We start from the raw sequence: 22,215 nt of genomic DNA, 5'->3' as shown, positions 1-22,215 counted from the left end.
CAGGTTATGGATCACCTGGGCCGCTTCTGCCCGGGTAGCCTTCCCTTGAGGGGCGAACTGTCCCGGCCGTGATCGCCCCGTAGCTGTGCGAGCTGACCAGTGTTCCGAGATTGTCATCTTCTTGACCCGGATTCTCCGGTCCGGTATGCGCCAACGGCTCCACGATAATCCGGTCAATATCGGGCGCATACCAGTTACCGTCGGCAAAAGTAATGGTATTCCCGCCTTCGTTCAGCGGCAGCGTAAGCTCGTAGGTCCCCACTGTATCCCATCTTCGGCAGTTCATAGTACTGTTCAGCGCCGCCATTGCTGCTGACATAGAAGCTGCGCGGATCGCCGGAGATATAGTACACCGTAATGGTATAATCCCCTGTCTCGCCTACCGTTACATGATTGAACTGCAGGGAGCTGCCCTGATACATGCCGCCGACCTTCATGCCGCCGGAAGCTGCGGTGCTGTCCGAAATAGATGCGTTCCCGCTCAACGTATTCCCGTCAGCCTCTCAGCTTCATAGGCATTCGCTTCATCGGCGTATACCGGCCTGATGAACTGGCTGCCGCCGGCCCCTGCCAGACAGATGATGATAAGAAGCAGAAACCCTTTTTTTCATAAAATGTCCAAGCATAACATCCCTCCGTTTGGTGTGCTCACTAGCTCTTGTAATCGCTTTCTAAGCTAATTGTAGAAACCGGGAGGGAAATGTCCATATCGCATTCTTACAATTCATAAGGCAAATCATCTTTCTTGGTTACCCTCAGATACTCTTGCGGAACTCATTCGGAGTGACGCCCAGATTCTTCACAAACAGGGAGATGAAATAAGACGTGCTCTCATAGCCGACACGCTGTGCGATATCCTGAATCCTGAGCGAGCCGTCGGCCAGCAGCTCCTTCGCCTTGCCGAGCCGGGTGCGCGTCAGATAGTCGTGAATCGTCATGCCGGTCTTGTCCTTGAAGATGGACCGTAAATAGTTAGGCGACAAATACACCTGCTCCGACAGGCTGTTGATGGTAATCGGCATATCATACTGCTGATCGATTACGGTACGGACCTTATGGACGAGCTTATCATTTTTGTCCATGAAACGTTCACCCAGCATGCTCACCGCAGTCCCGGCCGTACCCAGTATCAAATCCTCAATCTCATGCAGGGTCAGCGCATTATAGATGGAATGATACAGCTCCGCGCGCTTGAAGCCTTCAGGGGCAGGCTTGTGCAGCTCCAGCAGCTCGCCGGTCAGCTCAATGGCCCAGCCGCAAATGTTTTTTTGCTTGACCCGCAGTGCCGCGAGTCCCCTGAAATACCGGTGGAGCTGCTGTGCAGCCTGTTCGAAATCCAGCCGGTTAATCAAATCGAACCATGCCTTGCGTTCAAACGGCGGGAGATGTTCGCTGTAGAACTGCTCACGCACCGCTGCGCCATGAATGACTTTGCCCGCTCCTTCATAGAAACGCTCATTCAGGATCACACGCGTCTGCTCATACAGCTCATGGATATTGGGGAGAGCGGTCTCCTGCCCGCCGACTGCAGCGGTTACCGTGAAATCCAGCGCCCTGCGGATCGATTCGGCGAGGTCCTCCCAGGCATAGTGGCCCGGCTGCTTCGCAGCTTCCATATACACGCCTATCTCCCCTTCCTTATAAGGGACAAAGACCGTTTCCAGGTTCTTCAGCTTGAAAAAATGGCCCAGATAAGCCGTTAATCTGCTCATCCACTCCTCCAGACTCTGCTGCTCCCCTTCCGCCTCCTTGGGATCGACACTGAATAAGGCCAGCGCATAACGGGCTGTCTCCGGCTGGCGGGCCAGCAGGCTGAAGCTGTGCGCAAGTCCGGCAGCCTGTTCCGTATTTTTTTCACCGGAAAGCTCCTTGAGAATCTTGGCTTTGGCAGCCTCTATGGAACGAAGCTTCATCCGCGATTCCTCGCAGAGCTGCTTCACTTTGGTGATAACGCTCTCAATTTCATTCAGATCCAGCGGCTTCAGCAGATAACCGACAGCTCCGGCATGGAGGGCGGATTTCACATAATGGAATTCATCGTGCCCGGTTAAGAACATCACCTGAATCCAGTCATAACGTTCGTTTAGATTCCGGGCAAGGTCAATACCGTTCATAATTGGCATCTGCACATCCGTAAGCACAATGTCCGGCCGGATAGCCTCTATCTTCTCCAGGGCATCCCTGCCGTTGCCGGCGGTGCCGACAACATAGATCCCCATCTCTTCCCAGCGTATATAGTCTCTCAGCGTTTCAAGCTCAAGCGCCTCATCGTCTACCAGAAAAATACTGTACACCGGAGTTCCTCCTCTTTGCTGCCAGCTTCTACCCCAATTATATTCTTTTCCCGCCATTCAACGAAGGTCCGGATCAAAGAAAGGCATTTTCAGGCATCATTCGTTATTTAGGAGTATACCGCTCAGGATCTATAATCGTCGATGGAAGCCATTCTCAGGGCTGCTATCTTGATTTATACGACAAAAGGGGGCGGAATCCGCCCCCGTCTTCATTATGGCAACAGCTCCAGCCGGCTGCCTAATCTGTAGCTTCCTCCTGCTTCCGCCTGGAAGGAGGTTCTTTGCTCTCCCCAGCGCACCGTCACCGTTCCCGGAGAGAAGGTGCGTATCTCGGCTGACGTCAGCTGTCCATTATTCCAGACAGCATCCACCTCTGTATTGCCCTTGGCCCGCAGTCCGGATACCGCTCCGGTGCTCCAGGCCGCAGGTAGTGCAGGCAGCAGATGAATCTCATCTGCATGGCTTTGCAGCAGCATCTCGGCAATCACAGCCGTACCGCCGAAATTCCCGTCGATGACGAAGATATTGCTCTCCGCTCCGGCAATGCCCGATTTGGAATAGGTGAACAGATTATCGAAGCACAGGCCGCCAATCAGGTGGGAGATATGCTTGTAAGCCTTCTCCCCGTCATGCAGTCTGGCAAAGCCAAGCCCGAACAAAGCCGCGGTGAATTCCACATCCTCCAGCTCATTCTGGAGCATACGGTTCTCCAGCGTCACTCTGGCCGCCCCGCTAAGCTCCGGTGTCCGGCCGGGAGTGATCCCGTTGCCGGGATACAGCGCGAACATATGGGACAGATGCCGGTGCTCCGGCTGGGCTTCCTCATAATCCTCCAGCCATTCCTGCAGCTGCCCTTTCTTGCCGATCTGAAGCGGCGGAAGCATAGATATAGCTTCCTGCAGTACCCGCTGGAAATCCTCATCCCTGTCCAGCAGCTCTGCCGACATCAGGCAGAATTCAAACAGCTCCCGGACCAGAATCTGATCCATCGTCGGCCCCATGGACAACTGCTGCGCCCCCTCCCCGGGGTCACCGGGATAGAAGCTGTTCTCCGGCGAATTGGCCGGGCCGGTAACCAGCCAGCCGTATTCGGGATGGACGCACATATAATCCAGGTAGAAGGCTGCGGCCTCCTTGAGTACAGGATAAGCCTGTTGCTCCAGGAATTCACGGTCCAGGCTGTATTCATAATGCCGGATCAGATGTGTAGCAAGCCATAATCCGCCCGTAACATTGAGTCCCCATGAAGTCTCCCAGCCCGGAAGTGTGAAGCCCCAGACATTGGAGAATACATGGGCGACCCAGCCTCCGCTGCCGTACAGCCGGTTTGCAGTCGGTCTTCCCGCCTGTGCCAGCTCTTCGATATAGCGCATCAGCGGAAGATGGCTGTCCCCCAGATTCGTAATCTCCGTAGGATAATAATTCATCTGGGTGTTGACATCCAGATGATAATCGCAGCTCCAGCCCATCCGGCAGGCCTCGCCGTCATTCCAGATGCCCTGCAGATGCAGCGGCAGCGGCGAATCCGCCCGGGAGCCGGCGATTGTGAGATAACGCCCGTACTGCAGGAACAGCGCGAACAGCTGCGGATCCTCCACGCCGTCCCTTCCCAGGGATTGAATACGCTCATCGGTAGGAAGATCAGCCTTATCTGAGCGGCCCAGCTGGATACTCACCTTGTCATACTCCCGGCGGTAATCAGCAATATGCTCCTCTCTCAGCTGTTCGTAGCCTTTGCCTGCCGCCTGCTCAATGGTGCTGCGGCTTTCAGATTCCCATTCCGGACCTGTACGGCGGTAATCGGTGCTGACTGCGAAGTATATCCGGGCCTCATCGGCTCCGGTGACTGTCAGCCGGCCGTTTCCGCTATGAATTGTTCCGCCGGAAATTTCCACTTTGACCAACCCTTTGGCATGGACCCCGCAAGCGCCGTTGCTGTGTATATGTTCTGTCGCCTGACTCCTGAATTCCAGACTGTCGCCATCCGCAGCTGCCGCTGGGAACGGCTCCGTCCCGTTCACCAGACTCAGCGTAAAGGACACTTCGCCAGGCAGGCTGCTCCAAATTCTTGAAGCCACCAGATTACCGGCATGCGAAGCGAAGACCTCACGGTGCAGCACCGCGCTCTTGCCCTGATACACCGCTCCGGCCACCGCATTCGTCAGATCCAGCTCGCGCCGGAAGTGCCCGGCTTCCCCTGACACCTGTTCCTGCTTCTGCTCCTCGAAATCTATCACTACCTCGCATAATCCGAGGTTCGTACCGAAATTCTGCTTCGCCGGCTGCAGATGCTGCTTGGCAAGACGGTCGCCCCCTTCGTAATCCCCGCTGAAGAAATGCTGGCGCATCTCTTCCAGCGCAGCCTTGCCTCCTCCAGAAGTTGGCGCCGGATCGGTCTGTCCGGACCAGTAGGTGACCTCGCTCATGCTCCACACTTCACGGTGCGGAGCAGCCATTACAACGGCTCCTAATCTGCCGTTGCCCAGAGGCAGTCCCTGGGCCCACCCCGCTGCGGGGGCCGAATACCATAATCTATAGTCGTTCATCCCTCATTCTCCTGTCTGTCATGACTTCACACTCAGCTTGTAAATTTTCGACTCTGCCGGTTCCAGTGTTACTGTGAGCACCCCATCCGGCACTTCCCCTCGTGTACCTTCCCATAGATCCTGAACGCTGTAAGCTGTCTTGGCATCGAGCCCGGCACGCCCTAGCGAAACGGATTTATGCGCAGCCTGTGCATTATCGAAGTTGAAGACGGCCAGATAGAAGGCTTGCTCTTCCGCAGCTTCAAGCACGAAGATATCGGAAGCGCCCTCGCCCAAATCGCCTTCAACCGGCCGGAAGGTCTTCCCGAGACGGGCCACGTCCATGATCCCTTTATTTCCCAGCCATGCCTTGGCCCGTGTGGCCGCCTCCTCCTTGCGGAAATCATCGCCCAGCAGCAGCACCGTGCCTGCAATGACCGAAGCGGTCAGCCTGCTTCTTCCCTCATGCCAGCCGGTCGGCTCCTGATTGAAGCTCTTGTACAGCACCGAATGGTCAGGATCGTTATAGCGGTATAGCGTGTTATTCATCCACCAGCCATGCGTCAGCGAGTTAAGCAGGTACTCCGTATCCTTAAGCGTGCCGAAGACGTCGCAGGATACGCGGCGGCTGTGCGCGAAGGCATACGGGAACAGCGGAGCAATAGACAGGTTGATGAAGAAAGGACGGCCAGTGACTTCCGGTGAGAGCTTGTGCTGCAGGTACGACATCCCGTAATGATAAGCTGCAATTCCGGTGGTGATCTCCGGATGGTAGTGCCGACCCTCCAGCGCACCATGCGCCAGAAAATCCAGCTTGATATACTCAAATCCCTCCGCAATGAATTTATCCGTGAACCAGTCCATTCTCAGCAGGCTGCCCGGATGTGTCGGATCAATGGCCAGACCGCCGTCCACATCCGGCAGAACCTCGCCTTCGCTGTCGCGCAGAAGGATATCGCCATACGTATACTTACCGTCTGTCCCTTCAACCTCCTTGGCGAACTGGGCCGGGCTGCCCCAGAAGGCAAAAGGCGTCCAATAGGTTCCGGGCTTATGTCCGTTGCTCCTCACCCGGTTCAGTGCATCTGCCATTTCGGCCGCTGTCAGCTGGTCCCAGAATGCGTCGAAGTTGATGTACAGCGTGTCCTTATTGTGGAATCCGAGCGGCTGCACCTCTTGTCTCAGGAAATCGCTGGTGGAAGTGTACAGATTATAATCCAGATTGCTCATCGCGGCGGACCAGCTGTTCCAGCCGACCGGTACCCCGCCTGTCCACGGAAGCGGAGCTTCGATCCAGGTGTTAGCCCGTCCGTAAGCTTCCAGGCCCTCTCTGTAATCCTCATAGAAGCCCAGCCAGACCAGCGGCGATTCTACCCGCGTCCCCTTAACATAACCGTGTGGCTGGAAGTCGCGGGTCATCTCGCCTGCGGCACCGCCGTACAGCTCCAATCCGACTTCTCCGGCCTGCCCGCCTGTAACCTTAATCCCGGTCTTCCATACCTTATGGGTGAGGGACCCGAGGATAATCCCGCGGCGGCTGTCCTGCCGGAACAATGCCGCCACTTCGTAGCTCTCCGTCTTCAGCGGCGGCTTCTCCACCGTATATCTGACCCATTTATCATTGTCAAACGGCACACGCAGCACACTTACATCCGCCGGCCCGGACTCCGCGTCCAGTGATACTTCCCCTGATTGAATGACGGCCAGACGGTTCGTCCTGATCCCCGTATCGCTTGCTACTACGCTCTGCAGCAGCACAAATGCAGACTGCTCATAAATATAGAAATGCTGCTCCAGCTGCGGAAGCTCTGCCGATTCGTGCAGGACCATAAGATGTACGCCTCTGCCGAATCCGTCCTGAACAGTTTCGTTCTGCTCTTTCAGCTGATGGCTGGCATAGCTCCCGGTATGATATTCCCGGCCGTTCCAGCGGTATGCGCTGCGCATTCCCTTCACTGCCGAGGAATGCCTGCCGGTGCAGGAAGCCTCCCCTGTCGCCAGATCAATGTCCAGCTCCAGCAGGCCATTATTTATACGGACCAGAGCCCCTTCTTTGAGTTCTACTTGTACGGCAATTTCGCTGTCAGTTCGCATGATTTGCCTCCCTTTTAAGCTTGATGAACCTTGCAGCGGCAGATCCGTTGACCTGCACTCCAAGTCTGCTCTCATTATAAAAATAGAAGCCAACGGTTGCCATGCAGCGATCTTCCGATCCATAGCGCGATCTGACGCATTTTGCTCCTAGACTCTGCGGTCAGCGCAGCAACAGCTCCGCGCCTTCATCGGTCAGCGTGTTTCCGCTGTCCAGAAAGACCACCAGCTTCTTCTGCGTCCCCACTGTTCCTCCATGTAAAAGAATTCTCTGTTACGTCCACCCCGCTACAGGCTGTAAGCCGGATCGCCTTCTCAAGGCTTGAGAATCTGTCTTTGTCCATGCTCCTGTCGTTGTCCATGCCCATTTCCCTGTCTCTATCTCCCGCATCTGGCGCCGCAACAACCACACGATTATGCCTGAATGTTAATCCCTGCGTGCTTCTGGCACTGAGAACGGGGGCATCCCCAGTCTCAAAGAGGTTGTGCTCTATACGTATATTCCGGTGCACAGGCACTCTGCTGTCCGCATCCTTATTCTCCGGGGCTATGTGAATGACAGGTGCATCGCTGCTGCCGCAGGCAATGAACCGGTTCCCGGTAATGGTTATGTCACTGACAGCACCAGACTCATACCAGGACTCCGCATCGGCAGCAACCAGAAGGGCGCTCATCTGCATCCGCTCGAATAAATTGTCCGCAATCACCGTCCTGCGCCTTGTAGTCACCAGAATCCCCCTCGTCGGAATCCGCTTGAAAACATTGCCCCTGATCTCCACCTCCGGAGTCCAGGTGACATTCTCAATGACATCATTTCCGCCTATGCCCGGCGGGACGGGCCCTTCCAGCGTTAACTCCAGTTCACGCGGGTTCAGCTGCAGGACACCGGCAACCCGGCTGGCTGCATATGCCGTCAGGGATTCCGCACGGACGAACTCAATCTCATCGCCCGGGTGAAAGGCCATAAAGCCGTAGGTTTGCGGATGCATGAACCTGACCTTCAGCTTATTTCCGGCAGGCTGCCCGGTAATCCGCAGGTAAGTGCCATGCACATTAATGGCATCATCATGTGCTCCGGCAAAGCGGCTGTCTTCGATCAGAAGCTGTCCCCGGCAGCCGGACAGATGAATGAAATCGGCGAATCCGGCAACGGTCCGCCCGGTCTCTGGGCGCGGCGACAGATCCAGCTGCCGGAAGATGAGATCCCGGCTGAACTGGCCGACGATCCCCAGCCCGTGCATGAAATGTATGCCTGCGTTCTGAAACGTCACGCCGGAGCTCTCCGTGATAAAGACTCCGGCCTGATCCCGGATGCCGTCCCGCACCTGCAGGACCGTCCCCGGAGCAGCATCCGGCCGGAAACCGAAACTGAAACGCAGCCTGTGCGGGCTGAGCTCCTCGACAAGCCGCGCTTCCGCCAGCCAGTTATCCGTCCGCCAGGTTATGTTCTGCACGGGATCATAGACCTGCATCGGACCTTCACGGAACCGCCAGCCCTCGCCTATCCAATCCAGCCCGCCGCCGTTCAGCTCATACCGTGAATCCGGATGAACGGTTACTTCGCAGAAGTCAGCACCGCATTGTTCCACGGTCATCTCGGCTACTGTCGGCTGGACATAATCCAGATGCAGGTTGCGGATCTCGATGTCCGTGCAGCTATCCAGAATCAGCATCGTCTGCTTCCCGTGGAAGAGAAACAGCGAGCCGTTCCCTTCCAGTGTCAGCTGACATTGCCCCTTCAGCAGCAGACCGGCGGTCTTGGTCACATCGGGAAGCTCTTCCTCGCTGGCTGTGTTGGTAATGTAATAAGGAACCCGGAGCGCATGGTCCGGGTAGAAATGATAGCTGCCCTGCGCGCAATCCAGCAGCACCGGACCCTCCAGCCTGCCAGCGGCTTCAATCGCCCGCTGCATCGCAGGCCGGGCATCCCCGCCCGAGTCGGGAATGGCCCCGAAATCGGTCAGCCGGAGCACAGTCCGGTGAACCGGACGGTCATCGTCTACGGGATGAACTTCGTGATGAATATCAAACACCTCCCGGATGAATGGTTATTCAGTTATAGAGCAGTTTAAGCACCCGCAGACCGGTTCCGGTACTCCGGCTGTCCTTGTGCCCTGTATTGCGGACAGTAACCTGCAGCACACCGCGCTCCGCTTGAACCGGAAATAATGCCAGGATGGGCCGGTAAGCATGCAGGCACCAGTCATCGAACAGATTGATTTCAGCATAAGGTCCGCCGTTCAGCGAATATTCCACAATACCCGAGTCCGGCCCGTACAGCAGCACCAGCCCGGCACATTGTCCCGTCACCGTGAAGCTGAAATCGGCCTGCGGATCATTGGTATGGGCATGCTCTGTAGAGAACCGCCAATTCATCAGCGGCTCGCCGGGCTGAAGCTCCTGGATGCGGAAGGCCGCAGAGTATTCGGCGGCGCTGTACTCCAGCAGCCCGCCGTATTCATAATTCCGGCTGTCCAGCGGAGCGGGCAGCACCGCCTTCTCTTCCGCTTCCTTTATCAGCACCGCCGTCTCTTCCGCGCCTGCTTCCTCCAGCTGAACGCCGCCCGGTACAATCGCCTGCCGCAAGTACTCCTGCACCAAGCCGGCATAAAGCGCATGTCCGGCATCGAGCGGATGGTAACCGTCCGGAGCGAACCTCCTCCAATCCAGCTCACCCGTGTGGATCATTGTGTACACCTTGGCCGCACAGTCAACCGAAGGGATACCGTAATGATCGGCCACCTCCTCATGCACGGCGATATTGAAAGGCTTGTAGCCGGTCAGATTCTTGTCGGCTGCCGTGTACACGAAGATCAGCTCCGTCTCAGGAGACAGCCGCCGGCACTGGCGGACAATTCCCTCCATGCCGCGGATCGACTCCCCGCGGTCTTCCCCGTCATTGACGCTGAATTCAACAAACAGCAGGTCCACCGGACCTTCCCGCAGCACATGCTCCTGCAGCCGGTGTGCGCCGAAGGTGGAAGTGGTTCCCCCGACTCCGGCGTTAATGCAGCGCACGGGATGGCCTGCGTATAACCTTTGCAGGTACGCTCCTGTCAACGTGCGCCAGCTGGTGGTATCCGCATCCGAAGCGCCTGCCCCCTCCGTAATCGAGCCGCCCAGAAAAGCGGCTGTAAGCGGGGCATTCCCCGCAAGCTTGCTTCTCATCCCGGGCAGTCCCCGGCGCGGCGTAATGCTTGGATTGCCCCCGCTGCTGTTCTGATTACGCATAATTCCACCTCTTTACCAATGAATCGGCCTGAACCTGCCCCATGCGGTGAATGTTTGAACTTCACTGCAAACAGCAATGCCGGCCAACGAGGCCGGCATCCGTTTTGCAGCGTTCAGACTGCCCGCACTTCTGTGCTAGCTGGCCTTATTTTGCTGACACATCATAAGCCTTCTGTAGAATCTCCAGATAGCGGTCCAGCTTCAGGTCCTTCAGACCTTTCACATAAGCATCCCAGTCCTTGTTCAGATCCTTGTTGCCTGTTATGAACTGCAGCTCGTTCTGCTCAATGTAGTTTCTGAGGTTCGTCTGCAGCATGCTGGCTTCGTCGATGTCACTCGGGTCAATCCAGATCGACCAGAGCGGGAACAAGTCCTTCGGTTCATGGCCCTCATACAGCAGCGTAGCATCATAGAGTCTGCGTTCATATCCGTTGGAAGCATAGATATCTGTTCCCTGGACAAAAGTATCGCGGTATTCCTTCGGCATATAGAAGTGGCCCATTCCGCTCCAGCCCGCATTGCGCGGCGCTTCGCCTTCTGCCATCGGAATCTGCTTGATCACCGGCTTCGAATCCTTGCCGAGCGCCACATCGCCTTCACCCGGATCGGTCCAGTCAATGCCCTTCATGCCGCTGGCCGAATTGGTCTGGCCTTCCGGTGTGAACATGTAGTCCACCATTTTGATTAAGGCGATTTGTGCTTCTTCACTCGCTTTGTTGGTAATGACAAACTTGGCTCCCGGCGATACACCGCCCGCATCATGGGTGGCGAACGAGACTCCGGAAGGACCGGTAAGCGGAGCAAGCGGGTTGTAATGCGCTGAACGCGTGTTGCCCGGGTCAATGTTGATGAAGATGGCAGGGTGCATGCCCGCACCGGCGCCAAGAATTTCCGCATCGGCATTCTCGCCGATTTTCTTGAAGGCTTCAGCATTCTGGGTGAAGGCCCCCGGATCAATCAGCCCTGCATCGAACAGGGACTTGATATAGGTCAGGCCCTCTTTCCATTCCGGCTTGATGGCTGCCGATTCGACCTTGCCGTCCGGCGTCAGGTTGAGATAATTGCGGTCATCGTCATAGACGAAGCTGTTCATCAGATAAGGAATAATCCGTACGCCGAAATCTTCGGTGGAACCGCTGAGCGGCACTTCATCCGCTTTACCGTTGCCGTTCGGGTCCTGTGTCTTGAAGGCTTCCAGCATCTGCTTGAACTCTTCGGTAGTTTTCGGTGCTTCCAGATTCAGCTTTTTGAGCCATTCGGTGTTGATCCACATCTTGTTCGGATAAGAGCAGTGGAAGCATTCCGTGTAAGCCCCCAGCCCGTAAATATTGCCGTCCGGCGCTGTGTTCAGCGTCTTCAGCGCAGGTGTCTTTTCCATCGCTGCCTTAATGTTCGGTGCGTACTTGTCAATCAGATCATTCAGCGGCACAAGAACACCCTGCTGGCCGTATTTCAGCACATCGCCCTGCGAGAATTCATCAATATAAGCGGTGAGCAGATACGCATCAGGATAGTCGCCGCTGGCCAGCGAGATCTGCCGTTTCTCTTTAGCTCCGTCAGACGGATTAATCTGCCAGTCGAACTTGATGTTGAATTTGTCCTGAAGGAAGGTGGTGAATTTATTGGTTGGAATATCAATGCCCGATTCCTGGACGGCGAAGACGCTGACCTCAACAGGTGCTGTTGCCGCAGCTGTATTTCCGCCTGCATTACCACTGGTGGCCCGGGCGCCCGAAGGACTGTTTGTATTTTTGCCCGAGCATCCGCTGATCACAACTGTAAGTACCGTTACCAGCATTAACAGACTAATAAGACTTTTCTTCAAAATGAATCACTCCCTTTTTTTGAGTTGAACAGGGTGGATATTTCTTGCTGCCGGCAGATAGCCTCACCCCCTTTGCAGGTGCACATGCCAGGCCTCAGCCCTTAACGGACCCGACCAGCATCCCTTGAACGAAATAACGCTGGACAAAAGGATAGATTACCAGCACCGGCAGCGTAGCCACAACAATCAGCGCATATTTCAGAAGCTCCGCCATCTGCTGCCGTTCCACCATCGCCATCGCATCCATCGCTCCGGAGCTGTTGTTCTGGATAATGATACTGCGCAGCACCAGCTGAAGCGGGAACAGATCCGCCGTCTTCAGATAGATCAGTGCGTCGAAATAGGAGTTCCACTGGCCGACGGCGTACATCAGTACCAGTACCGCGAGAATGGGCTTGGATAACGGAAGCACTACGCTGCGGATGAACCGCATGTCACTGCAGCCGTCAATCTCACTGGCTTCAAGCAGCTCCTCGGGAATTGAGGCTTGAAAAAAGGAACGGGCGATAATGACCTGCCACACCCAGATGGCATTCGGAATGAGAAGCGCCCAGCGGGTATCAATCAGATGCATCTGCCGGACCACCATATAGGTGGGGATCAGCCCGCCGCTGAAGATCATCGTGAACGTAATTACCATCATTAACACATTCCGTCCAAAAAACGCTTTGCGCGACAAAGGATAAGCAATCATAACCGTCAGAGTGACGCTGATCAGTGTGCCGGCCGCCGTATAAAAAATCGAATTGGCATAGCCGGAAACAATCTCATGCGTGCTGAACAGTACCTTGAATGCCTTGAAGGAAATATCGACGGGCCAGAGCCACACACGCCCTGAGGTTACAGCCGCCGGACTGCTGATGGAGCTGCTGATAATGAAGATAAGCGGATACAGCACGGCTATCACCACAAGGATGAGCACCGTATAGACCACAGTGAGGAAAATCCGGTCACCGGTGGATTCTTTGATTTTTTGGGAAACTGCTGCCGAAGCGGCCATACGAGCACTCCTTTCCTACCAGATGCTGTTGTTGGTGATTCGTTTGGCCAAGCCGTTAACCGTAAGCAGCAGGACCAGATTAATCAGGGAATTGAATAAACCGACTGCGGTGGCGAAGCTGTAATTGGCATTCAGCAGGCCGATCCGGTACACATACGTAGCGATGATCTCGGAATTGACGATATTCAGCGGATTCTGCAGCAGATATACCTTTTCGAAACCGATCGCCATCACGTTGCCCACATTCAGGATAAGGATAATCACGATCGTCGGGACGATGCCCGGAAGGTCGATGTGGCGGATTTTCTGGAACCTTGAAGCTCCGTCCACCTTGGCGGCCTCGTAGAGCGTAGGGTCAATACCGGCCAGGGCGGCCAGATAGATAACGGCGCTATAGCCTGCGGTCTGCCAAATATCGGACCAGACATAAATCGAGCGGAACATGCCGGGCTCCCCGAGGAAATTCACCGACTCCAGCCCGAAGAAATTCAGGGCAATATTGGCGAAGCCGAGGCGCGGAGCGAGAAACAGCATAATAATCGATACCATGACCACCGTCGAGATAAAATAAGGTGCGAAGGAGACCAGCTGGACAAACCGTTTGAATCGTCCGCCGCGGATTTCGTTGATCATCAGTGCCAGCAGGATTGGAATCGGGAACCCCGCCAGCAGCAGGAAGCCGCTCAGCAGAATGGTATTCTTCACCAGCGTCCAGAACATCGGATTCTCGAAAAAGAGTTCAAAGTTCCTGAAGCCTACCCATGGACTGCCCCATATGCCTTTGATGACGTTATAATCCTTGAACGCCAGAACCGCATTCGCCATCGGATAATACTTGAAGATCAGAAAAAACAGCAAAGGTGGAATGACCAGCAGATGGAGCTGCCAGTGCTTCAGCATGCTTTTTCCGGCGTTTGACAGCCAGCTCTGGCCTTTGCTCCGGGGCGCCGGCTTATTGTTTAATATCAGATTCTTCTCCAGATTAATCCCCCCTAAAGTTGTGCCAGCGTTTACTGCGTTGGAGTGCTTCATGATTGTACTTCGTGTAAAACTTGCTTCGGGAGCGTGTGATTGGTTTCCATGCTTCGTTGGTTCATTTTGCGTAAACTTGCTGCGGAAGCAGGTGTTTAGTCTTGCCAGCTAAATTGTGTGATAGCGCTTTCTCCACGACTCGATCATAAGGTCCGGCGGCGGGTCTTGAACAGGTACATTTCCGTATTTTGCGTACAGTTCACCCGGATTCCAGGGTCCATTGCATGCGCTTACATCCCGTATTCCAATTATCCCCTGTCCTAATCAGGGGCACTTCTGCCCCTCATTTCCTCGTCCCGCTCATTTTTGGCGCATTCAGGGGCACTTCTGCTCCTCGTCTCCTCCTCCGAACGTATTCAAAGGGATTTATCCCTCTCATTTTCCCCAACCAGACCACTTTCCGCCCTATTTCCGGCTAACTCAACTTGGGACTAATTTAAAATGAGGAAATTTGTTTTATCAACAGTTATCTGAATGGTGCTCTTTTCTAAACGATGTACTTTACCAGAAATAAAAAACGGCCGCCCTGTCCGTACCATGGACAACTGCAGCCGCTTAAGCATGTGAAATCAGTTCTATTCGTTATGTGATTGTCGGTAGGTGCTCGGCGAAATGCCCGTCAACCGCTTGAATGCCCGCCGGAAAGAATGCGAGCTGTTGTAGCCGACTCTGGCCGCGATCTCATCCACCGTGTACCGGCTTTCTCTCAGCAGGATGGCCGCCTCATCCATCCGCACCTTAATCAGGTGATCCGAATAATTCACCCCCGTCACTTCCTTGAACAGCTGCGAGATATATTTCTCAGGCCGCTCCACATGCTCGGCGACGCGGTACAGGGTGAGCTCGGTATCGGCGTACATCTCCGCGGTATACTTGTACATCTGCTTGATGATCTGGGTGTGCGCATCCTTCTTTTTGTTGGTGATGAATCCGCACAGCTCTCCGGTCAGCTCAAGGAATTCCGCCTGAATACTCTCCAGCGGCGCCGAGGTGTCAATGTCGATAATCTGCCGTTTGGCGCTCTCCCCGAGCGGGGACTCCATGAATATTTTTTGATCCAGCAGCTTGAGGAAGGTGCCTTTCATCTCTCCGACCAGCTGATGCTTCATTTCCATCGACAGCTCGCGGGGTCCCAGATTCTGTGCAAAAGTAGCATCCATAATCCGCCCTGCCTCGGCCAGCTCACCGGCGCGGATCGTGCTGATCAGGCGCTGCTCGGTCTCCAGCGGATAATAGTAGGTCGTATTCTCAATCTGCACCTCCTGATGGCGCATGACCCCTTTACGGTTCGTATAGACGGCGTATTCCAGCGCTTGTCTGGCCTGCTCGAACGACTGGCTAACCTCAGTAACCGACGAGAAATACTCCCCGAAGCCGCCCTGCACCGAAATGCGGTATTCCTCAAACACCCGCTGGACCCACTGATCCATCAGGCGTTCCATCCCGCCTTCATTGCCGGCCGGGCCACCGTCAGCAGTGCTTGAGAAGAACAGGATGACTATTTTGTCCGAGCCCATATCTGTCATCGGGAGCGGACCCGCCAGCTCGGCAAATGTCTGCTTCAGCAGGATCCGGGCCGCATTCAGCTCATTCAGGATTTCAACGCTGTCCATACCGGTATACCCTTTGATCTGCAGAATCCCCGCATATCCGGTTCCTTCACCCAGTCCGATATCAGCCTGCTCGGCTGCCGAGACAATCTCTTCCCTGGATTCGAATTCCCCGGCAATCAGCCGTTTGAGGAAAGCATCCCGGACCAGCGGCAGCTGGCGGTTCAGCTCGGTCTCCAGCAGCTTGTTCTTGGTGATCATATCGGCGATATTCCCGCTCAGGAAGTCGAATTCATTGCGCTCCGGGCTATCCTCCTTGCCGAACTGCTCCTTCATCACAGCCAGCAGCCGGTTAATCGGCATACTGTTTCTGTAGGCAAGCACCAGCCCGGCCAGCAGGCCGAGGAACAGGGCTCCGGCTGTAATCAGCCAGGTCATATGCTTAATCTTATTGGCGTTCTCCATCAGCACACTGCGGGGAATCCCCGCCTGGTACACCCAGCCATTCGTGCCAGAGCGGGTCGTTATGACGAGATCATCCCTGTAGAACTGGCTTACCTTATTCGCGTCAAAAAAAGAATCGGCAGCCAGCTTATCTATATAGGCATTGTCTTGCCCCTGCAGCACTATGGTATTGCCGTCCGCATCGCTGATATGCACCCAGCCGCCATCACGCTCGGTCAGCCCGGACAGCAGACTGGCGATGATCTTCTCGTCAATATTAACCACTACGACAGCCGGAGAAGAATTGTTGAAGCTGTCCAGCGGCAGCGACTGCATGTAAGTAATCACCGACGTTGACGTACCTTTACTTACGTATGCGCTCAGCGGTTTAATCTCACTCCGGTGCGTGCGGTCCAGAATCTCCTTTTTCCATTCCGCAAGCGGGAGATCCTTGTAGTGGTATATCTCGTAGTAATGATCCGGGCGGTAGGAGGAGCCGGCAGTGAGCACCAGATCATAATTGGCCAGATAAATATAATAATCCTGCAGAAAATCATTCGTCTGTCCGAAGGTCAGGACATTGCGCATGGCTCTCCAGATCCCGAACACATTCGTTTCCCTGCCTTGTTCATTCATCAGAACATTCAGCTCCTGATTAATGGCCAGCTGCCGGGTAAGTCCTTCAACCTCAGCCATGCGGCGCTCCAGAATCTCCTGGCTTTTCTCCAGCTGGGTTACGCTGTTCTCAATTGAAATGGACTGGGTTACAGATATTGAGGTTTGGTACGACATATAGCCCCCAATGCTGGGAATAATTAAAATGACCAGATAGGAGATCAGAAATCTGCGGAACACCTTGGAGTACTTGGGCATGGAAAGATTCTCCCCTCTATTGGTAGCGCTATCATAATATTAGCTTAAAACAAATTGCCGTCCAGTCAAGCTTTACTCCTGCACCCTCCGCGCGGCGGCCATCGGGAATTTAATAAAAAGCAGCGATGCAAGCCGGCATCACTGCTTTTTATTAGTAATTCCGATTTCGCTGCAAACCACTGCCACCCGGCGCGAGATTCGCGAGCGGCAGTGCAAGCGGGATGATTAACATGAGTCAGATGTTAGAAATCAAGGAATCAGGAGCCGCTGAACTGCTCACCGCCTCCGTCTGCAGGCTTCCAGTCATGATTCACTGAAGCCTCCATGATGTCCGCATAAGCCCAGTGGGTGAGTGGAACATCCCGCCACGGGGTAACTGCAATACCATGCAGCGGGCCCCTGCCGGTAAGTCTATTAATCACCGTAACCGCCTCTGCCCGCGATAGAGGATTACCGGGCTTGAAGCTGCCGTCGCTGTAGCCGCTCAGCACTCCGGCACCTTGCGCCTTCAGAACGGCTGCCGCCGCCCATTGTCCGGCAATATCCGGGAATCCGCGGCCTGCGGCCGTGTCTGCCGGAATCAGTATGGATGCCAGACTCGCCAGCTCGGCGCGGGTAATGAGCTGCGCCGGTTTGAAGCTACCATCGCTATAGCCAGTCATCATCCCGGCTTCGGCCACAGCAGATATTGCCGCCGCTGCCCAGTAATCTGCGCTTACATCACTGAACGATACCGTTGCTCCGCCCGCCTTCGGTGAGAGGGCAGCGAACAACAGCGACGCCATCTCGGCGCGGGTAATCTTCTGGTTCGGCTTAAACAAGCCGTCCGGGTATCCTTTGGCATATGCGGAATGATGTTCCTCTGCAATGCCCGGCGTAGATGTCGGCGATGGTGCTACAGTTACTGTAGGCGAAGCGGTTGCTGCCGGAGCCGGATTCCCTCCGCTTTGCGGCGTGGCTGTAGCTCCCGGCGTTGCACTTGGATCTGGTGTTGCACTTGGAGCCGGTGTTGCACTTGGAGCCGGTGTTGCCGTCGGCTCTTCACCCGGACCGTCATCAGCGGCCGGCAGGGTGATTCTTAATTGATCGGCCAGCATAAGACTGCCTGATTTCTTCACTGCCTTCAATACATGCGGGCTCGCTTCCAGCCCGGTAATCACGGCAATACTCTGCAGGATCTGCCGGTTCGCGCTATAGGCGCTGGCTGTCTGCCGCAGTTCGCCGTCCACGTACAGTTCAATGTCTCCCAGTTCCGGGCCAGTCGGCCCTACCAGCGAAATCCCGCTACCCTTGAAGGCATATTCGACATAATCACCATCACTCTCCGTGTAATGCACATCATTCTGATAATCACCGCTGAATTCAAAGGTCAGCGTAAGTGTACCAGCCGGCTGAGCGGCCAGATAGGACTTCGCGAGCGTGACAGTACTGCCGGAGAGCGTATAATCCGTACCCTCCACCAACGTGTAAGACCCTTGGCGGATACTCCCGAACAGTCCAGGCTGCCGGAGCAGCGTCACATCTATATCGGCCTGGGCCGCAGCTGCCTTGTCGAAGACAGCTTCCACAGGATTAACGAGGTCGGGAATTTCCACCTTCAGCATATCCAGCAGCATGAACCGGCCCGACTTCTTCACTCCCCGGAGCGTATGAATGCCTTCCGGAAGACCCGAAATGCTGTACAGATTCTGCTGGGCCAGCCGCCCGTTACGGTACGCGCTTACCGTTTCCTTAAATTCTCCGTCGATATAGATATCCATATCTCCCTGCGAGCTGTCTACTTCGGTATATAGACTGATCCCTGTCCCGTTGAAGGCGTACTCGAAGGAATCGCCGTTAAGCTCGGTGTACTGCACATCATCCTTGTAATCCCCCATGTTTCTTCCTGTACTGCGCGACCAGGAGCCATTATAGGTGATTCCCGGATCATCATTGTTGATCTGTTCATAACGTACAGTAGAGGAGCCTGTTATCTGGACAGTAAACAGCTCGCTGCTTCCTCCGTCGAAGCTGAGTGTCAGTTCTGTCCGGCCGGATGGCTGGTTGAACAGATACTCTTTTTTCAGGATGACTGTGCTGCCGTCAGCGGTGTAATCTGTGCCAGGCAGCAGGGCAACGCCATTATTCGTGATTGCCAGCAGCGAGTCGCTGCCGGCTGCCAGTGCAAGCTCCAGATCCGCCTGGCTGCCGGGGGTCTTGTCGAAGCTGCCTGCCAGCGGCTGGACCAGCTGGCCTGCCGTAATCCGCAGCGCATCGAGCAGCATATATTGGCCGGAGTCCTTGACCACCTTCAGGGTATGCTCACCCTCCGCCAGCCCCGAAGCGCTATATACGATCTGCTGGGCTTCCTTATCCCCGGACGTATACGTGCTCACCCGGTCCGGAATTGCGGCATCGTCCAGATACACCAGCATATCGCCTTGCGCCGGGTCCTTCTCCGTCAGCAGCTCAATTCCTGTACCGCTGAAGGTATACTGGAAATAGTCGCCGTTCTGCTCCGTATAGTGCACATCCGCCCTGTGGTCTCCGGCAGATCTGCCGGTCGAAGCTGACCAGGAGCCGCTGTAGGAAATAGCCGGATTGCTGTCGTTGATATAGACTGAACGGGTAACCGAAGCTCCGCCGCCAGTCCCCGGACCACCCGGGTCTGTTCCGCCGCCGCCCTGTTGTCCGCCTTCTCCCGGCTCTCCTTCACCTGGAGCCGGGGAGGAATCCGTGATGCTGATATTTATATCCTGGCTGCCGGGGACCTGCTCCTTCCCGCCGTTTCGCTGCCAGGAGCCGGTATAACGCATTCCGGTATCATCATCATTAACAATCGAGGTGCCTTCCTTGGCGGTCACCTTGAACATCCGCGAAGCATGCGGTTCAAGCGCACCTGCGCTGTAGCCGTCCCCGAAGGTTCCAAGCTCGGTGTGGCTCCACAGATCGCGGACAGAAGCGGGGCCTTCGAGTCCGATATCGCTCCACTTCACATCCACTGCCGCACTGCGGCTGCCGAGATTGAACAGGGCCACATTATAGGTACCGTCGCCGTTATTCGCGTACCAGACCTGCTGTTTAGTATCCATCGACACCGGATGGGCCGGACGCCCGGACTGGTTGACGGCAATGACCTCGTCATTCGTCAGCAGCTGCAGGCCATAGTCGTCAAGCCGGGTCATGTCGTTGCCGATATAGAGCTGCGCCGCAGATACGGCCCAGAAGGTCATGGCTGTCTGCCGTTCATCCTTGGTCAGACCGTCCATTGCCCCGTTTCCGACATTCAGCGAATCGAAGTCATTCCACCCGCCGGGACCGGCATCCCGCCACCATACGGCAGCATCCGGGAACAGCCGGGCGATATTGGCCCACTGGGTGAGACCTACATTACTGTCGTAAGCTTCCACATCCCACTGAATCCGCCAGCCATTGGCGTATTTCTTCCAGAAGTCCACATAGTTATGATCGAGCGCCCAGGAGAGCTCGAACCAGATGTCATGCCGGGCCAAGGCCTTGGACCAGGCTTCCACATCGCCGCGTGCATCAAGGCTCAGATTGTTGATTCCCGACCCTGGAGTCACGCTGTCAAATTTGACGAAGTCAATCCCCCATTCGCCCAGCATATCGGCGATGGAATCAATATACTTTTGCGCGCAGGGGTTGCTGAAATCGATCTTGTAGCTGTAGGCATTCCAGGCATCCACGATCTTGAGCGGCTGCACGGCAATGTCCTGCATCCGGCATTCACCGGCAGTTCCGTAGATTTCCAGATTCTGATTATAGGCATCGATGGACAAGCCAGGGATCAGGTAGATTCCGATCTTCTGCCCGTTGTTGTGGACATAGTCGATGACCTCCTGGAACCCGTTCGGGTAACGCTCAGTACTTGGAATAGGCCTGCCGTACTCATCCATACTTCCGTTCCAGCCTGCGTCAATATTAATATACTCATAGCCGTGCGACTGCAGCTTCTCATGCATGGCATCCGACTGCTTCTTGATGCTCTCCGCCGATATCCAGTTTCCTGAAGGCTCATACACTTGCATACTGAAGCTGCTCCAGCCCATATAAGGCTTCTGTGCCCGCTCCTTGCCGGCTGCCTCCGCCACATTCTGCCTGGTTCCCGCAAGTCCGGTTTGCGCTGCCGTCATGATCAGCATCAGCAGGCACAAGCCGATTTTCTTACCCAAAGACTTCAAATATCCCAGCTCCCCTCGGCAATTTATAAAGCGCTTTCTATTCCTGCCGCAACTTGCTCATTGCATGCTTATTGCATGCGCACTGCTTGCTCATGATGGGACGGCAATGAATGGCAGCGCTTTCCATACGAGTTGATCATAGGGGGTTTCCGCTCTCCTTGGATAGGTACATCTGCGGTACTTGGCGTACAGTTGCCCTTGTTCAGGGGGGACAAAGCTCAGGCGGGCATCCAGATTTCCTGCAGTCTTGCCCTTCCTGATCCGGCGGGTGAATGCGGAATCCTCTTTCATTCCACGTCAAAAAAACCGCGCAAACCACATCATGTATGGTCTTCACGGTTCATTAGACTATCCATATAAGCCGCTGCTCAGAGTGGCGATCACATCAAACCCCTGATATCCTGCACATAATACAACATTTCGCTCATTATTTCGGCCATAATTCAAAATTGTTGCAGAAAAGGCAGCATTTCCTTAACTCCCAGCGGATATGCGGAATAATTCTTGTATTTCCTGCAACAATCCTCCGCAACACCAAGGTAACTGGGCTTCAAAATTGTAAAACGTACAACATTTTGCCTGTAGAGCATGGATTTAAAACTCTCTCCATTCTGTCAGCATCAAATCAGCTATGAGGAATTGAAATTGAAAGATCCCGCTAATCCACTGACGCATTCCCCATCACCCGCGGCCGCACCTCGTTCACGGCTTCCATCAGGCGTCCGCAGGTGGAGATCAGCTGATCAATCTCCTCACGGCCTACCTTATCGATAATCTCGGCCAGCACATCCGAATAACGGTCCATTATGCTGCCGAATACCGCCTGGCCTTTGGCCGTCAGGCAGATATAGATGACCCGGCGGTCTGTTTCGGACATCACGCGTTCTATATAGCCTTTCTCTTCCAGCGTACTGACCATTTGTGAGGCTGTAGGCCGGCTGACCTGCAGCAGTTCGCTTAATCTGGAGACCATCAGGCCGGGACACGGACCTCCCCGTTCCTGTTCATCCGCCTCCTGTTTCTTCATCGCTGCATGAATGACAAACATCGTTACAAATTCTCCATGCGGTACAGAGTCATTGCTCTGCTGCTGACGGGGGGTTAGGCGTTTTATATTTTCCAGTGTGATAAGCAGCTGCTTTTCCTGGCTATCCTGGATATTCATGAGA

12 protein-coding genes are annotated in these 22,215 nt (G+C 55.1%); all 12 read right to left on the bottom strand.

The features are described from left to right. Window positions 1–4: 4 nt before the first annotated feature. The 12 genes from PBOR_RS36895 to PBOR_RS09155 all read right to left on the bottom strand — a co-directional run bounded on the left by PBOR_RS36895 (window position 5) and on the right by PBOR_RS09155 (window position 22,211). Window positions 5–319, bottom strand: coding sequence for a carbohydrate-binding protein (locus PBOR_RS36895; protein ID WP_167549529.1), 315 nt, complete (start codon window positions 317–319; stop codon window positions 5–7). 436 nt (window positions 320–755) lie between these two features. Continuing rightward, window positions 756–2,294, bottom strand: a complete 1,539-nt coding sequence (locus PBOR_RS09205) for a response regulator (protein WP_042211415.1) — start codon at window positions 2,292–2,294, stop codon at window positions 756–758. A gap of 212 nt (window positions 2,295–2,506) precedes the next feature. Next, the gene (locus tag PBOR_RS09200; protein WP_042211414.1) at window positions 2,507–4,840 is read right to left on the bottom strand and encodes a glycoside hydrolase family 95 protein; all 2,334 of its coding nucleotides are present in this window, start codon (window positions 4,838–4,840) and stop codon (window positions 2,507–2,509) included. A gap of 18 nt (window positions 4,841–4,858) precedes the next feature. Then, a complete protein-coding gene (locus PBOR_RS09195) occupies window positions 4,859–6,913 on the bottom strand; it encodes an alpha-galactosidase (protein ID WP_042211413.1) in 2,055 nt (684 codons plus the stop codon). Window positions 6,914–7,098: 185 nt separating this feature from the next. Continuing rightward, window positions 7,099–8,943 carry a right-handed parallel beta-helix repeat-containing protein gene (locus PBOR_RS09190; RefSeq protein ID WP_052429396.1) on the bottom strand — a complete coding sequence of 615 codons (1,845 nt, stop codon included), beginning with the start codon at window positions 8,941–8,943 and terminating at the stop codon, window positions 7,099–7,101. 19 nt (window positions 8,944–8,962) lie between these two features. Then, window positions 8,963–10,141, bottom strand: a complete 1,179-nt coding sequence (locus PBOR_RS35365; RefSeq protein WP_052429395.1) for an SGNH/GDSL hydrolase family protein — start codon at window positions 10,139–10,141, stop codon at window positions 8,963–8,965. A 145-nt stretch (window positions 10,142–10,286) separates the two neighbouring features. Beyond that, complete coding sequence (locus tag PBOR_RS09180) at window positions 10,287–11,966, bottom strand: type 2 periplasmic-binding domain-containing protein (protein WP_042211412.1); 1,680 nt, start codon at window positions 11,964–11,966, stop codon at window positions 10,287–10,289. Between the two features lie 94 nt (window positions 11,967–12,060). Further along, entirely contained in the window at window positions 12,061–12,966 is a 906-nt protein-coding gene (locus PBOR_RS09175) for a carbohydrate ABC transporter permease (protein ID WP_042211411.1), read from the bottom strand. Between the two features lie 15 nt (window positions 12,967–12,981). After that, complete coding sequence (locus tag PBOR_RS09170) at window positions 12,982–13,866, bottom strand: ABC transporter permease (RefSeq protein ID WP_039307795.1); 885 nt, start codon at window positions 13,864–13,866, stop codon at window positions 12,982–12,984. A gap of 707 nt (window positions 13,867–14,573) precedes the next feature. Then, a complete protein-coding gene (locus PBOR_RS09165; protein ID WP_042211410.1) occupies window positions 14,574–16,865 on the bottom strand; it encodes a helix-turn-helix domain-containing protein in 2,292 nt (763 codons plus the stop codon). A gap of 257 nt (window positions 16,866–17,122) precedes the next feature. Continuing rightward, complete coding sequence (locus PBOR_RS35360) at window positions 17,123–21,046, bottom strand: X2-like carbohydrate binding domain-containing protein (protein WP_052429394.1); 3,924 nt, start codon at window positions 21,044–21,046, stop codon at window positions 17,123–17,125. 658 nt (window positions 21,047–21,704) lie between these two features. Continuing rightward, window positions 21,705–22,211, bottom strand: coding sequence for a MarR family winged helix-turn-helix transcriptional regulator (locus tag PBOR_RS09155; RefSeq protein WP_042211409.1), 507 nt, complete (start codon window positions 22,209–22,211; stop codon window positions 21,705–21,707). Window positions 22,212–22,215: the final 4 nt, after the last annotated feature.

The organism is Paenibacillus borealis (assembly GCF_000758665.1).
Taxonomy (GTDB): Bacteria; Bacillota; Bacilli; order Paenibacillales; family Paenibacillaceae; genus Paenibacillus_AQ; species Paenibacillus_AQ borealis.
This window is presented reverse-complemented; position numbering and strand designations above follow the sequence as displayed.

Bases quoted from the DNA above. Each gene is read 5' to 3' on its own strand.
- PBOR_RS35365 (WP_052429395.1), bottom strand. From the start codon at position 10,141: ATGCGTAATCAGAACAGCAGCGGGGGCAATCCAAGCATTACGCCGCGC.
- PBOR_RS09175 (WP_042211411.1), bottom strand. From the start codon at position 12,966: ATGGCCGCTTCGGCAGCAGTTTCCCAAAAAATCAAAGAATCCACCGGT.
- PBOR_RS36895 (WP_167549529.1), bottom strand. From the start codon at position 319: ATGTCAGCAGCAATGGCGGCGCTGAACAGTACTATGAACTGCCGAAGA.
- PBOR_RS09155 (WP_042211409.1), bottom strand. From the start codon at position 22,211: ATGAATATCCAGGATAGCCAGGAAAAGCAGCTGCTTATCACACTGGAA.
- PBOR_RS09165 (WP_042211410.1), bottom strand. From the start codon at position 16,865: ATGCCCAAGTACTCCAAGGTGTTCCGCAGATTTCTGATCTCCTATCTG.
- PBOR_RS09170 (WP_039307795.1), bottom strand. From the start codon at position 13,866: ATGCTGAAGCACTGGCAGCTCCATCTGCTGGTCATTCCACCTTTGCTG.
- PBOR_RS09195 (WP_042211413.1), bottom strand. From the start codon at position 6,913: ATGCGAACTGACAGCGAAATTGCCGTACAAGTAGAACTCAAAGAAGGG.
- PBOR_RS09200 (WP_042211414.1), bottom strand. From the start codon at position 4,840: ATGAACGACTATAGATTATGGTATTCGGCCCCCGCAGCGGGGTGGGCC.